The following is a 14,796-nucleotide window of genomic DNA, read 5'->3' on the forward strand; positions in this document are numbered from 1 at the left end:
AAAATAGGCATTTGTAATGATAAATTAATTTGTAATCAATGTGTTAAGTTTGTGTGTTTTGCTTTTTAAAGGTGTTGCATCAAGGATGTGTGATTGAAAGATCTTTAGTTATCCGTTGAAGCATTATTTTTGGCATCTTTATTGTGGTTATGAGGTTATGATATTCAATAAATCTGCCGTTTATTCACATATTGCAGTGATATGGTTTAACATTCTGTCGTGGATAACGCAGTATTTAATAAATATATGGCATAAACTTGCTGTGGGTAACTTGTATAAATTGGTGTTATGACAAACAAAGATAAAATCAAACAACTGGCGATACGTTTTGGTTTGTTGGGGTGTTTTGGCCTTTTCTTAGGTTTAGCTATTTCGATCGTCATAGAATCAGTAAATGCTAATATTGATGGTTTTTTGTTGTTTAAAAAGAGTATCAGTGAACTGGGTTATTATGGGCATTCACAGGCAGCACTCCTGCTTAACGGAGGGCTATTTTTTGGCAGTTTAGCTATTGCTCTGGCCAACTTATTTGCATTACAGGTGACTAAAGGCTGGCTTAAATATCCCTTTTGGCTTAGTTTCTCCGCAAGCTTTTTGGCTTTAGCCGCAACAGGCTTATTCCCGTTAAATGTGTATCATTTGCACCTTCATGGTTTAAGCTATTTATTCATTTTTGTGTGTTGTGCCAGTATTACCTTTATGGCGTACGCTATTCAGATAGGATGGCGAGAAGTTAAACTGCCTTTGCTGCTGTCTTTTATTTGCTTATGCCTTAATGTTAGTGTGTTTATTTTACCTTATGCTGGACTCACTTCAGCGCCATCTGTAACCGCAAATTACATGGACATCATTGCTTCATCGGCGACATTATCCCCTAAACCCAATTTATGGTGGCAGGCTTTAACACAATGGGGCAGTGATATCATTTTGGTGTTATGGGTATTATCGCTGCTCTCTTGGGTGAGAAAATTATAACTTTTGATATAACGCCAAATGAGTGTGCGTTTATATTCAAGTTTGATAATTATGAATAGTGTTTGGTTTTAGTCGCGTTTAGTTATGCTGGAATGGGCGATACGCGCATCTATCCTCTTTAGTATTTGCCTAACGTATCGGTTTGAGGGTGAGTACTTCAATGTATCTTGTATCAATCAGGCTCAGTTATTTATATCTCATCTAAGTGGCGATTAAAGGTGCTGTTGCCCCTTTGTCGGTTGAACTTTACTTGATTTAACAATGTTTTATTGCAGCGAGTGGGTGGGAGCCTTATCATCCAAGTTATGCTTTTTACACAGCTGATTCAATAAAGTCCCAAACCTTTTTAGCCGCCTAATATCGCAGCGTGTGCAGACAACTCGCTGCAAAAAAATCTATAAAATCAATGAGTATCAGTCACATTGTCTTGTAGATGCATTCCTGGTTCACCATACCAGTAGCCATTACACTCTTTGGATGGACACACAAGGTTTATGCTTGTTAGGTCAATTTCATCGCGGTTAGATATCTGTTTGATTAGCGTGATATCATCAAATCCTGATGGCGATATCCTAAAATAATTTACCCCCATAGCAGACATTGCGGCCATTTGGTTAATCAAATTTACTTTGGCGGCAGACTGAGTTTGTATTCCATTGAGTCTTAGTAATGGTTGCGACTCTTGAGTTTGGGTTAGTATGCCTTTGGGATATTGTTGGCAAATAATTTGGCAATCTAACTTGGGCTTTTGATGGTGTTTGGCTGTAAAACATCGAGCAGAATGTGCCAAGGGAATGTAACCATAACCGAGCACTTCAGTTTCAAATTCATGTGATTTTTCCGCCAACACCTGTTGCAACCACTGTTTTGATAATTCGTAGGGCATTACAAATCGTGTCATGCCCACTTTTTGCATAATATCCAGACTGGCGCGATTGTAGAGATTCAAGTTTGGACCAGCCACAAATGGGACTACAGCTTCTAAGGCGAGGTTCACCGCTGCCATATCATTCGCCTCTATCGCAAATTCAGCATTATCGATGATACGTTTCAGTTCAACTAATTCTGATGCTGACTCAATTAAGGTCAATGTCGACAGAATGACCCTTTTACCTGTGTTGCTTAATAATCTCGCTAATTCAAGATAATCTTTATATTTTAATTCGCGGCGGCGACTGCAAATCACTTCACCCAAGTAAACGGTGTCTATTGGCGTGTCTGCAATGGCTTCATAATATGCAAATGTCGCCTGTTTATTCCAGCAGTATGTGAGTGGTCCGAGGGATAAATTCATATCAAATACCTATTGCCATTGACGTTCGTATGCACCTAAAGTGGTTACCTGACCCTCAGATACTTTATCTAAAGCTGAATGCCATTGAGGTTGTTTTTGGAGGGTATCGGCAAATGTGTCAGGAGACTGCAGATAGCAATCTATGGCTTGTCGCCATACCTGAGTGACCTGGGTAACATAAGCTGGACTTCGCTGACGCCCTTCAATTTTGAGTGAACGAATACCCGCCTGAGCCAGTTCAGGAATGAGACTCATGGTGTTTAAACTGGTTGGTGATTCGAGCATGTATTCAGGTGTCATTTCAGCGTGTGTTTGATAACGCCCCTTGCATACCACGGGATAACCTAATTGCTCATTTTGGCTGGACTTATCGATCAGCACTTCATTTAACCGAGTTAATTTATCTGTGCCAACATCTTGCCAACGCACATGATTGGCGGGCGAGCATGAACCTCCAGTATTGGGTGATTGCCCGGTAACGTAACTTGATAATTGGCAACGACCTTCGGCCATAATGCACAAGCTACCAAAGGCAAAAACCTCTAAGTCAACCGGACTGATTTTAGCTAAATCTTTGACTTGTTTAACCGACAGTACTCTGGGTAATACCGCTCGTTCAATATTAAATTGTTGTTTATAGAAAGATAACGCTGCCACGTTGGTCGCACTGGCTTGAACCGATAAATGCAGTGCTAATCCTGGATAGGTTCGGTTGGCGTAATCTAATAGCGATATATCTGCGCAAATCACGGCATCTAAATGCAACTCAGCGGCTAAATCGATAGCTTGCTGCCAACGACTTTCATGGCCAGGTTTTGCAAAGGTGTTTAGCGTTAGAAACAGCTTACGGTTTTGCTGTTTAGCTAATAGGCTCGCTTGTTTTATTTGAGCCGCAGAAAAATTTAGGCCAGCAAAAGATCGGGCATTAGTATCATCTTTTAGCCCCAAATATACCGCATCAGCTCCGGCGTTGAATGCCGCTTTTAGTGAGGCTAAATTGCCCGCAGGACACAACAATTCCATTGGATTATCCTAGTATTTTTAAAGTAGCAGAGTGTAGAAGTGATTCAATCGACATGATTTGATTTAGGACAGGTTTCTGTTGATAAAAGATCGCTAAACTTAGGTTATTAAGTGAATCAACAGTTCAAAGGACATATTAGGTGAGTGGAATTTCTCAGCAATTAGCATCGCATGTTTTACATTTTGCCCCTCGAGTGAGTAAAAAATCGTTGGCTTTAGTGCCAGATAATCTGAAGTTAGATTTATTATCTAAGCTTTTAAATTTAATGTTGAAGCCGCAAATTGAGCAGGCTGAACTTGATTTTTTACAGGGAAAGTGGGCGGCCATCTCTGTGGCGGATATTGGATTACAATTTCAAATGAGTTTTGATGGCAAATTGCGTATATCTCATCCACAGCAAGCGGATGTTACTTTTACAGCGAATGTCCCTGAGTTACTTTTGGTCGCTGCAGGGAAAGAGGATCCTGATACGTTGTTTTTTCAGCGAAAGTTACTCATTGATGGCGATACAGAATTAGGGCTTGAAGTTAAAAATTTACTTTTGGGGATTGAGCTTGACTCATTGCCAACGGCGGCGAAGTTAGCAATAGAAAAGTTAGCCGTGACGCTGCAGACATTACAACAATACCAATCGATATAATTGATTGAGAAACAGTAGCTCGAATGCCGTTTGGGGTAATACCCAGCGCAGAAGACAGATAACCATTGACCGCATATAAAAACGGCGCCTTGTAAGCGCCGTTTTTGTATCACGTTATGCTAAATTTTTCCCGTTATGATGCCGTATTTCACCATCAATGCATCTTGTGATTCCACATGAGCCGGATCAGGATCGATACAGTCAATTGGGCAGACTGACACACAGGTGGGTTTATCATAATGCCCGACACATTCGGTACATAAATCTGGATCGATCTCGTAGATCTCTTCACCCATAGTGATGGCTGAGTTAGGACACTCAGGTTCACACATATCACAGTTAATACAGCTATCGTCAATGAGTAAAGCCATGATTTAAATTGCCTGATGAGGATTGCGTGTATCCTGACCTTGTGGAAGATTGCGCATCAAAATAGCTTTGTCTGTGTTGACTTCAGCAGGCAGTTCAAGGAATACAAAATGGCCTGAGCCTAATCCCGCCTCAACACTTTCGCCTTTGCGATTCATTAATTGTTTAATTGTTAGGTTAAAATTACCCTGTGGGGTCATGACTTCCACACTGTCGCCTACAATAAATTTATTCTTAACGTCAATTTCAGCTAAACCAGCAGCATTGCGTTTACCCGTAAACTCACCCACAAATTGCTGGGTATCACTAATCGAATAACCGTAATCGTAATTTTGATATTCATCATGCACATGACGGCGTAAAAAGCCTTCGGTGTAACCGCGATGGGCTAATCCTTCTAAATTGTGCATTAAGGTGCGATTAAAATCTTTACCTGCTACTGCATCTTCAATGGCTTGGCGATAAAGTTGTGCGGTACGTGCCACGTAGTAAAACGATTTAGTACGGCCTTCAATTTTTAATGAATCAATGCCCATTTTAGTCAAACGATCAACATGCTGAATTGCACGTAAATCCTTTGAGTTCATAATGTAGGTACCATGCTCATCTTCAAATGCTGGCATGTATTCACCAGGACGTCCAGGCTCCTGTAGCAACACGATTTCACTTGATGGTGCGCCAGCGCCTAAAGTAGGCGGTGTTTCAATTTGAACGGCAGGATTGACCGCAATAATGTCGCCGGTTTCAGTTTGCTGAGCTTCGTGAACATCGTATTTCCAACGACAAGCATTGGTGCAAGTTCCTTGGTTTGGGTCGCGTTTGTTCATATAGCCTGATAATAAGCAGCGGCCAGAATAAGCCATACACAGTGCGCCATGAACAAACACTTCGAGCTCGATATCAGGACAACGTTGACGAATCTCTTCAATTTCATCTAATGATAATTCTCGTGACAAGATCACGCGTTTAATGCCCTGTTGCTGCCAAAACTTTACCGATGCCCAGTTAATGGCATTAGCTTGAACTGAAAGATGTACCACTTGATCGGGAAAGGCTTCACGCACCATCATAATTAAACCGGGATCTGACATGATCAATGCATCAGGTTGCATTGCTACCACGGGTTCCATGTCTTTTAAGTAGGTTTTTAATTTGGCGTTATGAGGCGCAATATTGCTAACTACATAGAGTTTTTTGCCTAAATCGTGCGCTTCTTGAATGCCGCTGGCTAAGTTTTCCATTTTGAAGTCATTATTTCTGACTCGTAAACTGTAGCGAGGTTGGCCTGCATATACAGCGTCAGCACCATATGCGAAGGCATAACGCATGTTTTTTAGGGTTCCAGCAGGTGACAAAAGCTCTGGTTTAAACATAATTACTCTCAATCTAACGATAAAAAAAGCGCGCAAGTTGCGGGGGCGCGATCGTACTTAACTTATAATAGCAGAGCAAGTAAGTCCTTTCTTTTTGTGAGGCGAATCTCTTTTTGGTTTTTTTAATCGGTATTGTTGAATATTCAGCGGAGATTCGGAGTCATTGAACTATGCTTTTGTAATAAGTTTTGAAATTATGCTGATTTTCTTCTGCTTAGCTCGCATAACGTGCTTTATTCAGTATACAATTCTACCATTATGTTTTTCACTTTTGATGGAGACAGCATGTCTACAGAACATCAACTATTGGTCAGCTTATTAAAAAAACTAAAGGCCGATGCCCTTGTATTACCCACATTGCCAGAAGTGGCCATGCGAGTACAAGAAGTGGTTTCGCGCCCTGACTCTAGTTTGAAGCAAGTGGGTGACATTATTGGTCAAGACGCGGCAATTTCTGCCCGAATTATTAAAGTCGCCAATAGCGCACTATACTCCAGAGGCAATAAAGCCGAGAATATTTCAGCGGCAGTTAATCGTATCGGTTTAGTGCAAATTAAAAGTATTACTACCTCTGTCGCTATGGAACAGTTATTTATTTCTACTAATGAAATGGTATGGGAGGTTATGGATGAAGTGTGGCAAACATCCATTGAAGTGACTGCATCGGCATGTGCAATGTTAGAAATTTATAACAAGCGCAACCCAAGTAAAAAATTAGACCGCGAAACTTTAACGTTAGCCGGTTTAGTCCATAACATTGGCGCACTGCCAGTGTTATCTGAAGCTGAGGTGCATCCTGAACTGTTTACCAGCATAGATCAACTCCGTGGTTTAGTGCGAAAAATGCAGGGGCCGATTGGTCGTGCGGTGCTTAAAAGCTGGGATTTTGCCCCAGAAGTCACTGAAGTTGTAGAGCGCTGGGCTGATCTACATTATTTACCCGAACAGGTTACCTACTTAGATTTTATCCGCTCAGCAGCGTTTTATACCGGTGAATTACGGGCTGGCGAAGAATTAGAGCAACGCCTTGATATTTTTGTCGGACGCGGATTACCTGTCACTCCTGAAGATTTAGGTAGCGATTTATTTACTGATTTATATCATTCGATTAAGGAAAGTTATCAATAAGTATGATTACGCTGGTTTGTGATACTTATTTTCCGATAGGCCAAACTGTGAATAGACATTTTTAATGACTCAGACAATGTATTTGTTTTGTGTGACGATTTTAGCCATATTCCTGGGTGTCATGTTGATTGCCGCGGGGATCTATTATTGGCACCAAAAACGCTATTTACAGCAGTTAACGCATACCTTAGAGCGTCAAATACAAACAGTATCACCTGTTGATTTTGGCTCTATCCCTCAAGTATTCACTCCTTTAATCACCGCTCTTATCAATTTACAGAAATCCATTCCCTTTAATGTTGAACGCGATAAATTAACTGGATTATCCAATCGAGTTGGCTTTAAACGTAAAATGTTAAGTCGCATGCCGATTCAAAATGGAATGATTTTATTAATTGATATTAAACAGTTTCGTTTTGTAAACGATCTTTTCGGCTTCGTATTTGGTGACGCATTATTGAAAGAGTTTTCCTTGCGAGTGAATTCGTTATCGATAAAAGCGCAGTTTGTTGCCAGAATGAATGGCAATGAGTTTTTGCTATTTTTTTCTGAGGTAATTGAGCATGAACAACTACTTGCGATAAAGGATGAACTCCAGCAACCGTTCGAAATAGAACAACAACCCATTAGTGTGACGGTACAACTAGGCGTATTAACCTTAACGGAGCATCATGCTGATGTGAGTATAATGCTGCGCCGATTAGATTTAGCATTGAAAAAAGCGAAATTAGATCAAAGAGCTATTGCTTATTACGACAAAGATGATGATAAAAAGCAATATCGCGAATTGCTGATTATTAACAGCCTGCCTAAAGCCTTGAAACAAGATCAATTGTTTATGGTATATCAGCCCAAACTGGATATAAAAAGCGCAAAATGTGTTGAGGTGGAAGCATTAATCCGTTGGCATCATGAGGGATTAGGCGAGATATCTCCTGATGAATTTATCCCTTTGGCTGAACATACCGGTATGATCAGCTTAATCAGTGCTTGGGTGCTTGAAAAAGTGATCTCTCAACAAGCAAAATGGCGTGAACAAGGCATTTATGTCAAGGTTGCAGTGAATCTTTCCAGTGATGATCTTCATGGTAAACATATCGTGGCCGACATCACTAATCTATTAAAGCACTACTCAGTTCCCGCAGAATGCTTGATGATTGAAATCACTGAAAGTGCATTGATGGCTTCCTATGAACAGGTCATCAATACCATTGAGCAACTGCAAACGCTAGGGATAAAAGTGGCCATTGATGATTTTGGCACCGGGCACTCTTCACTTGCTTATTTGCGTCATTTACCCGTAAACGAAGTGAAAATCGATAAAGCTTTTTTGCAGGGATTTCAACAAGAAAAACAAGCACAAAGTATTGTAAAAATGACCATTGTGCTAGCCAAAGAGTTAGGCTTTGACGTGACGGTTGAGGGCGTGGAAACCCTCAGCACCCTGCAAACGCTTGCTGAATTTGGCGCGGACAGAATTCAAGGGGAATATTTTTCAAAACCTTGCGATGCAACTGAGTTCACGCTGATTTACCCCAAATTATCTCAGGGATAAACTGGTCAATACTTGCATCGATCATGCGTGTTAACTGGGCAGGTTTGGTTGAGCAAGGCGATTAATTCCGCTGGCATTGCAGTGAGTTGTCTTTTATTGTTCATGCACACCATTTCAATATGAGCGGTCACGGCAGCTTTAGTGGCGTTTGGGCGCCAAATTTCTTGTTTCCAAATCGTGCGATATTTACTTTCAAAACAAAATTGCGTTCTCACATCGATGATATCTGCGAACTCTACACCGTCATGGCAAATCATGTCACTTTTATAGACGGCAAATCCCAAACCTTGTTGATTCCATAATGTTTGTAAAACATCTGCACCAATCACATGTTCGCGTGCTCGTTCAAAATATTTCAGAAAATTCGGGTGGTAGACCACGCCTGAAAAATCAGTATCTTCATAGTAAATTTGCACCGCAAAGTGGGCCATTTCACTCCAGATAAACGCGTTACTATTACTTGGCTTAAGCATGATGTTCCTAACTATTAGTGTGTAATACCATCGTGATCAATAACTGCTTATTTTAGCTGGTGAAAATACGCGATAACGGCGTTAAATTTTTACGGTGTCGCATAACGACATATTATAAAAATCAGCCTTGTTATCATGCATTTTCCTATGCTATTGCTTTGCTGTGATTGGTATAAATACGGTTTAAAATAAGCGATGGGCAGTGTAGAGGATTTTGAGCTTTATTTCAGTTAATTTATCCCTTGTGATTTTTTAAATTTGCATTGCAAATGAAATCAATTCAACGGTACAATTTTAATAAGATTTTTCTAATTAATTTTTTTTTAATGGAACAGTATATGGCTGATAAAATTGTTGAAGTTAACACCACCATGGGTGAAAGCTGGAAAGTCACTGCGCAAATTCGTGAGCATACGTTAATTATTGATCAGCCAACAGCTGGCAACGAAGGTGCCAATCCGTTAGAAACATTTTTGTTTTCGTTAGCGGGATGCATTTCTGCCATCGCTAAAATGGTGGCTCGTGACAAAAAAATTCATATTCGTCAATTTGATGTGCAGGTGAAAGGCGTACTTAATACCGCGGGGCTTTCTGGTCAGCAAACGGATGATCCTGTTGGATTTAAGCAAATAGATTTAGTTGCCAGCATTGATGCTGATTTAGATGAGCAGCAAAAACAAGATTTTCTTGATGCAGTCTGTCATCGTTGTCCTGTGCACGATAACTTATTAAAGCCAACGTTAGTCACTCATAGTGCCAACTAATTGCTGTAGCGATGTATACGCTGTTATTAAATCGTCGTTTGTATTGTGCTAAGCCGTATTGAGGTTATTAACCAGTACGGGAAACCAGTATACCCATCGTAATAAATAACAGCTCATTTTAGCTTGCGAAAATACTTGATAATGGCGTGAGATGTTTAAATTGTAGATTAACGACTTATCACAACAACCCGCCTTGTTGTTATGCATTTTCCCTACGCTATTTCTGTTATCTTATTTGTCGTAATTGGTATGACTAATAAAAGTGCTAACGCAGCAAATGATCATCAATAGGAGTGTGTAATTGACATTGATCGGTTAATGATTTTGCGGTTAATTGAGGCACACTGATCACATGGGTTAAACAATCATATTTACGATTTATGGCTTGTATCAGTAAATCAAAATCCCCATCACCAGACAGTAAGATAACTTCATTTATGTCGGCGGAATAATCTAACATATCAATGGTAATTCCAACGTCCCAGTCACCTTTTGATGAACCATCGCTGCGTTGAATATAAGGTTTAGTTTTAACCGTAAAACCAATATGCTTTAACGCATCCTGAAATTTAACCTGGCCATCATCATTGGGCGCTATGGCATAGGCAATGGCGTGGACTATGTCACCACGCTCTTTTAATTGCCTATACAATTCACGGTAATTAAAGCTACGATTAAAAGCCTGTTTACAGGTGTAATAAATATTTTGAACATCCACAAAAACGGCAATTTTATACATTTATTAACCTACAATGTGTGAGTAAATGGGCTGAGTTAGGGCATGTTAACACACTCATTGTTCGACTTTTGCTGTTTTGCTATTGCTTCATCTAATTGAGCGGCAACGTATCCTGGTGATTTGGTTGAGGCCGAAATCAGGCGATACATAGCAGGAATAACAAACAGAGTGACGAATGTCGCGAAGGCCATACCAAAAAATATCACGGTGCCTACGGCAATTCGACTTTCACTGCCGGCACCTGTTGATAGTATGAGCGGCAAAGCACCGATCAAAGTCGTAAAAGCGGTCATCAGAATAGGGCGTAATCGGCGTGCAGATGCATCAATAATCGCTTGATTTAAGCTCAGTCCTCTATCTCGGAGCTGGTTAGCAAATTCAACAATCAAAATACCATTTTTGGTCACCATACCGATAAGCATGATCATCCCTATTTGGCTGTAAATATTGATCCCCTGACCTGTGAGTGTTAAGCCAATAAAGCCACCCAATATGCCCATCGGTACCGTTAGCATGACGACCAAAGGGTTGATAAAGCTTTCAAATTGTCCTGCTAACACTAAGTAAGCAACCAACAAGGCAAGGCCAAAAACAATCATTACGCCGCTTTGGTTTTCTTTGAAGTCTTTAGATTCACCTGTGTAAGCAATTGAAATATCATCTGGTAATAATGAAATAGCTCGCTTTTCAAGAAAATCTAATCCTTCACCTAAGGTGTAACCTTCGCCTAAATTCGCTTTTAGGGTAATCGATTTTTGTTTATTGGTATGGCTTAGCTTTTGTGGTGAGGCGACTTCTTCGATATGGGTTACCGTATCTAAGGTGATGAGTTCGCCCTTGTTTGAACGTAAATAAATCTTACTAAGATCAGCTACACTGTTAAAACTGTTTTCATTACCTCTAAGGTAGACATCATACTCTTCTCCTCTGTCAATAAAGGTTGTGGCACTGCGTCCACCCAGCATGACTTCAAGGGTATCTGAAATACTTGCTACACTTAACCCAAGTTGGGCGGCAATTTGTTTGTCGATAGTCACCACTAACTCAGGGGTTGTTTCTGCATAATCTAAATCGGCACCTTCAAGAATAGGGCTATCGTCAGCTTCCTGTTTTAGAACTTGCGCCCACTTAAATAACTCTTGGTAGTCAGACCCGCCTAAAACAAATTGTACAGGCTCGCTAGATTGGCCCCTAAAACCTGGCATCATTGGGCGCACCATCACATCGGGGATATCTTTAAGGGATGATGAAATAAGCGCCAAAGCTTGTTTCACGTTTGTGTCTCTATTTTCCCAATCTTCTAATTGTATGATGACAAAACCCGTTTGGTCTCCAGCACGGCCACCAAATGCAGGAGCCTGAACGCTAAATGATTTAATCGTACCTTGCCCTAGTAATGGCATGAGTCTTTGTTCAACAATGTCCATATTGGCAATCATGCGATTATAACTTGTGCCCTCAGCACCTTTAATAAAGGCAAACAGTACCCCACGGTCTTCTTGAGGTGCCAGCTGTGAGGGAACCTGTTGCATCAATAAATAACTTCCGCCCAAGCATGCGATGATGACAAAAGGGGCGGCAACTCGCCAATGGATTGCCCATGTGACCCCTTTTCGATAAAGCTGTTCTAAGCGATTAAAACGCGCATCTACCCACTGATTAAATGCGTTAGGTTTCACGTTGGCTTTTAATAGTTTACTGCTGAGCACGGGGGTGAGCGTGAGGGCAATTAACGAAGAGAAGATAACCGACATTGCCAGCATGACGGAAAACTCAGTAAATAACAGTCCTACCATACCATCCATAAATGAAATGGGTAAAAACACCATAACCAGTACGAGTGTGGTTGATACTACGGCAAAACTCACTTCTTGAGTGCCTTTGTAGGCGGCGAGTAGTGGCGGTTCTCCTTTTTCTAAATGATGGAATATATTCTCTACCACCACAATGGCATCATCGACGACTAAGCCAATCGCTAAAATAAGCGCCATTAAGGTTAATAAATTGATCGAGTAACCTAAAGTGTAAGCCGCCATGAACGCCGCAATAAGTGATACAGGTACTGTCACCGCGGGGATTAAAGTCGCTCTGACTTGACCGATAAAGATATACAGCACCAAAATAACTAAAACGCCAGTAATAAATAGCGTGTTGTAAACCTCATTGATTGAACGATCAATGAAGACATTTGCATCATAATCGACAACTAATTGGGTTCCCTCTGGTAAAAATTGCTGAACATTTGCCACTTGTTGGTGAACATTTTTAGCCACATCTAATGGGTTAGCATCGGATTGTGGAATAATCCCCAAGCTTAGGTTAACAACGCCGTCACTCTTAAAGGTCGAGTTTTCATTTTCTGCGCCAACAAATACTTGTGCCACATCTTTAAGGTAAATGGGTGTACCATCATTGCTATTTCTGACCACTAAATAATCAAAATCGGCCGCGGTATGATAAAGGCGTTGGGTTCTTACTGTCATGACGGTAGTATCATTGCGTACTTCACCACCGGGTGTTTCGACGTTTTCTGTTCTGAGGGCGTTAATAATATCGCTGGTAGTCACATTACGACCGGCCATTAACTGGGGTTGTAATTGGACATACATTACCTTATACAAGCCTCCAGAAATACTGACAGAACTCACACCTGTAATTAAACTGAATTTATCTTCAAGCACACGCTGGGCATAATCAGTTAATTGAGTACGATCCATTTTGCTTGAGCTAAGATTGACATAAATAGACGGCTCACCCGTGCCGTTATCTTTAGAGACTATTGGATCATCAGCTTCGTCGGGTAACCTTCGCTGTGCTTTGGCTACCGCATCTCGCACATCGCTGATCCCTTCGGTCAAATTCCAGCCTAATTTAAATGCGATAGAAATTCTCGACATACCGTTGCGGGTGGTAGATGTCAGCTCGTCAATACCGCTGATCCCAGTTAATTCATCCTCAATAGTTTTGGTGATTTGGCTTTCCATAATCGTTGCAGACGCACCGTTATAGGTTGTCATTACCGTGACTACAGGGTTTTCAACGTCGGGCATTTCTCGGACAGACAATTTTGAGAATGACACTAGGCCGAAAACACACAATAAAATACTCAGCACAATCGCAACGACAGGGCGTTTTACCGCGGTATCACTTAACCACATTAGCGTTGCTCCTGAGGTTGAGGTGATGGGGGATTAGCGGCATCGGATAAGTCATTCACTTTTATGCCATCTCGCATATTGACTAAACCTTGCACCACAATATTATCGCCGATATTGACACCGGCATTGATCAGTACTTCATTGTCGATCCGTGCGCCAAGTTCTACTTCGGTTTTTCTGGCAATATTCTCTTTGTCTACTACGTAAACATATCGCTTAGTACCTGAGTACTCCAGTGCTTGAACCGGGACCATAGGTGATGACACGCTTGGAAAAATCATCGTTGCAGACATCATCATTCCGGGTTTTAGCTGGTTTTTTACATTTGTAAAAGAGGCTCTCACGGTTAAGTTTAACGTGTCCTCATTCACTCTTGGGTCAATCGCGGTCACCTGGCCTGAAAATGTCTTATCTGGCCAGGCCCTGCTGGTCGCATTTATTGTCATGCCAGTACTTAAGAGAGACAGGTAATGTTCAGGAATATTAAGATCTAGGTATAACTGGCTTAAATCATCTAAGGTCAGTAAGGACTCACCCGTATTAACCGTTTTTCCTTTACTGAAGTTTATTAAGCCTACGTTGCCTGAAAACGGGGCGATGACAGTGTGGTATTGTAAATCAGCACTTGCTGCCGCTAATCTTGCAGACGCGATATCCACTTTGGCTTTTTGTGCTTCAATTTCGGTTTGAGTTATAGCATTGACATGAATAAGTCGGCCAAACTCATCTTGAATGCGTAATTCATCCGCATAGTATGCTTTGGCTTCGGACATATTGGCGGTGGCTTTGGCATTTTCAATGGTGATTAGCACTTGTCCCTGATTGACATATTGATTTGATTTAACATTAATTTGATCGATTTTTCCGCTGATTTGCGGGGCGAGCAAGACCGATTGCTTGGCTTTTAATTTACCTACAAGCGTAATGGATTGCGCTAATGAATGGTTATCCACTTTTGCTGTGATTACCGGGATCACTCTTGAATTCGGTTTTCCCTTGGGCTGTGGCTTATCTTTACTAAGCACCATCCCAGTAATTGCAGCAGTGAGTAAAATAATAAGGATGATAATTTTTTTCATAAAAAGCGATCTCAATAAGAGGATTAGCCAACAAAACGAATCTGAGTTTAATGGGGGTATTGTATTCAATTTTTATCATTAGAGCGTAAAGGAGTGTAAAACTCTGCGCTTTTTTTGTTTCTAAACATAATGATGATGCAAATCTGTGAACGGTTTTATTTATGCTTTAACGTCTTGTTGGTTTTTCTTGATTGAATTGTATGGTTGGTTATTGGTTGAACTATG

The 14,796-nt window shown here is 40.9% G+C and carries 13 protein-coding genes; 5 read left to right on the top strand and 8 right to left on the bottom strand.

The annotated features are described in order from the left end of the window. Nucleotides 1–288 precede the first annotated feature (288 nt). Nucleotides 289–975, top strand: a complete 687-nt coding sequence (locus OHT75_RS08770; RefSeq protein WP_264726113.1) for a hypothetical protein — start codon at nt 289–291, stop codon at nt 973–975. 403 nt (nt 976–1,378) lie between these two features. Here OHT75_RS08770 and OHT75_RS08775 read toward each other — a convergent pair whose 3' ends face one another. Together OHT75_RS08775 and ubiU are read right to left on the bottom strand one after the other, a co-directional pair. Further along, complete coding sequence (locus tag OHT75_RS08775) at nt 1,379–2,269, bottom strand: U32 family peptidase (RefSeq protein ID WP_264726114.1); 891 nt, start codon at nt 2,267–2,269, stop codon at nt 1,379–1,381. Nucleotides 2,270–2,278: 9 nt separating this feature from the next. Next, nucleotides 2,279–3,292, bottom strand: a complete 1,014-nt coding sequence (ubiU, locus tag OHT75_RS08780; protein WP_264726115.1) for a ubiquinone anaerobic biosynthesis protein UbiU — start codon at nt 3,290–3,292, stop codon at nt 2,279–2,281. A gap of 140 nt (nt 3,293–3,432) precedes the next feature. Between ubiU and ubiT the strand changes: the two genes are divergently transcribed. Further along, nucleotides 3,433–3,933: a ubiquinone anaerobic biosynthesis accessory factor UbiT gene (gene ubiT / locus OHT75_RS08785; RefSeq protein ID WP_264726116.1), complete on the top strand. Its 501-nt coding sequence runs from the start codon at nt 3,433–3,435 to the stop codon at nt 3,931–3,933. 119 nt (nt 3,934–4,052) lie between these two features. Here ubiT and OHT75_RS08790 read toward each other — a convergent pair whose 3' ends face one another. Both OHT75_RS08790 and trhP read right to left on the bottom strand, forming a co-directional pair. Beyond that, the gene (locus OHT75_RS08790) at nt 4,053–4,304 is read right to left on the bottom strand and encodes a YfhL family 4Fe-4S dicluster ferredoxin (RefSeq protein WP_188840596.1); all 252 of its coding nucleotides are present in this window, start codon (nt 4,302–4,304) and stop codon (nt 4,053–4,055) included. A gap of 3 nt (nt 4,305–4,307) precedes the next feature. Next, the gene (gene trhP / locus OHT75_RS08795) at nt 4,308–5,675 is read right to left on the bottom strand and encodes a prephenate-dependent tRNA uridine(34) hydroxylase TrhP (RefSeq protein ID WP_264726117.1); all 1,368 of its coding nucleotides are present in this window, start codon (nt 5,673–5,675) and stop codon (nt 4,308–4,310) included. Nucleotides 5,676–5,960: 285 nt separating this feature from the next. On the opposite strand from trhP, the gene OHT75_RS08800 reads away from it, so the two are divergent. Together OHT75_RS08800 and OHT75_RS08805 are read left to right on the top strand one after the other, a co-directional pair. Continuing rightward, the gene (locus OHT75_RS08800) at nt 5,961–6,803 is read left to right on the top strand and encodes an HDOD domain-containing protein (RefSeq protein WP_264726118.1); all 843 of its coding nucleotides are present in this window, start codon (nt 5,961–5,963) and stop codon (nt 6,801–6,803) included. Nucleotides 6,804–6,867: 64 nt separating this feature from the next. After that, complete coding sequence (locus tag OHT75_RS08805; RefSeq protein WP_264726119.1) at nt 6,868–8,358, top strand: putative bifunctional diguanylate cyclase/phosphodiesterase; 1,491 nt, start codon at nt 6,868–6,870, stop codon at nt 8,356–8,358. A 5-nt stretch (nt 8,359–8,363) separates the two neighbouring features. Here the strand turns inward: OHT75_RS08805 and OHT75_RS08810 are convergent, their stop codons facing one another. Continuing rightward, a complete protein-coding gene (locus OHT75_RS08810; protein ID WP_264726120.1) occupies nt 8,364–8,831 on the bottom strand; it encodes a thioesterase family protein in 468 nt (155 codons plus the stop codon). A 338-nt stretch (nt 8,832–9,169) separates the two neighbouring features. Here OHT75_RS08810 and OHT75_RS08815 point away from each other — a divergent pair, with 338 nt between their 5' ends. Further along, nucleotides 9,170–9,595 (top strand): OsmC family protein, encoded by a 426-nt coding sequence (locus OHT75_RS08815; protein WP_264726121.1) that lies wholly within the window; start codon nt 9,170–9,172, stop codon nt 9,593–9,595. A 265-nt stretch (nt 9,596–9,860) separates the two neighbouring features. Here the strand turns inward: OHT75_RS08815 and OHT75_RS08820 are convergent, their stop codons facing one another. The 3 genes from OHT75_RS08820 to OHT75_RS08830 are packed head-to-tail and all read right to left on the bottom strand — an operon-like array spanning nt 9,861 to nt 14,571. Continuing rightward, nucleotides 9,861–10,334, bottom strand: a complete 474-nt coding sequence (locus OHT75_RS08820; protein WP_264726122.1) for a LabA-like NYN domain-containing protein — start codon at nt 10,332–10,334, stop codon at nt 9,861–9,863. A gap of 35 nt (nt 10,335–10,369) precedes the next feature. Further along, entirely contained in the window at nt 10,370–13,492 is a 3,123-nt protein-coding gene (locus OHT75_RS08825; RefSeq protein ID WP_264726123.1) for a multidrug efflux RND transporter permease subunit, read from the bottom strand. Continuing rightward, nucleotides 13,492–14,571 carry an efflux RND transporter periplasmic adaptor subunit gene (locus OHT75_RS08830; RefSeq protein WP_264726124.1) on the bottom strand — a complete coding sequence of 360 codons (1,080 nt, stop codon included), beginning with the start codon at nt 14,569–14,571 and terminating at the stop codon, nt 13,492–13,494. Before OHT75_RS08830 ends, OHT75_RS08825 begins: the two co-directional genes overlap by 1 nt. Nucleotides 14,572–14,796 lie beyond the last annotated feature (225 nt).

The sequence above is a fragment of the Shewanella subflava genome, from assembly GCF_025971955.1.
GTDB lineage: Bacteria > Pseudomonadota > Gammaproteobacteria > Enterobacterales > Shewanellaceae > Shewanella > Shewanella subflava.

Bases quoted from the DNA above. Each gene is read 5' to 3' on its own strand.
- OHT75_RS08770 (WP_264726113.1), top strand. From the start codon at position 289: ATGACAAACAAAGATAAAATCAAACAACTGGCGATACGTTTTGGTTTG.
- OHT75_RS08830 (WP_264726124.1), bottom strand. From the start codon at position 14,571: ATGAAAAAAATTATCATCCTTATTATTTTACTCACTGCTGCAATTACT.
- OHT75_RS08800 (WP_264726118.1), top strand. From the start codon at position 5,961: ATGTCTACAGAACATCAACTATTGGTCAGCTTATTAAAAAAACTAAAG.
- OHT75_RS08775 (WP_264726114.1), bottom strand. From the start codon at position 2,269: ATGAATTTATCCCTCGGACCACTCACATACTGCTGGAATAAACAGGCG.
- ubiU (WP_264726115.1), bottom strand. From the start codon at position 3,292: ATGGAATTGTTGTGTCCTGCGGGCAATTTAGCCTCACTAAAAGCGGCA.
- OHT75_RS08815 (WP_264726121.1), top strand. From the start codon at position 9,170: ATGGCTGATAAAATTGTTGAAGTTAACACCACCATGGGTGAAAGCTGG.
- trhP (WP_264726117.1), bottom strand. From the start codon at position 5,675: ATGTTTAAACCAGAGCTTTTGTCACCTGCTGGAACCCTAAAAAACATG.
- OHT75_RS08825 (WP_264726123.1), bottom strand. From the start codon at position 13,492: ATGTGGTTAAGTGATACCGCGGTAAAACGCCCTGTCGTTGCGATTGTG.
- OHT75_RS08810 (WP_264726120.1), bottom strand. From the start codon at position 8,831: ATGCTTAAGCCAAGTAATAGTAACGCGTTTATCTGGAGTGAAATGGCC.
- OHT75_RS08820 (WP_264726122.1), bottom strand. From the start codon at position 10,334: ATGTATAAAATTGCCGTTTTTGTGGATGTTCAAAATATTTATTACACC.
- OHT75_RS08790 (WP_188840596.1), bottom strand. From the start codon at position 4,304: ATGGCTTTACTCATTGACGATAGCTGTATTAACTGTGATATGTGTGAA.
- OHT75_RS08805 (WP_264726119.1), top strand. From the start codon at position 6,868: ATGACTCAGACAATGTATTTGTTTTGTGTGACGATTTTAGCCATATTC.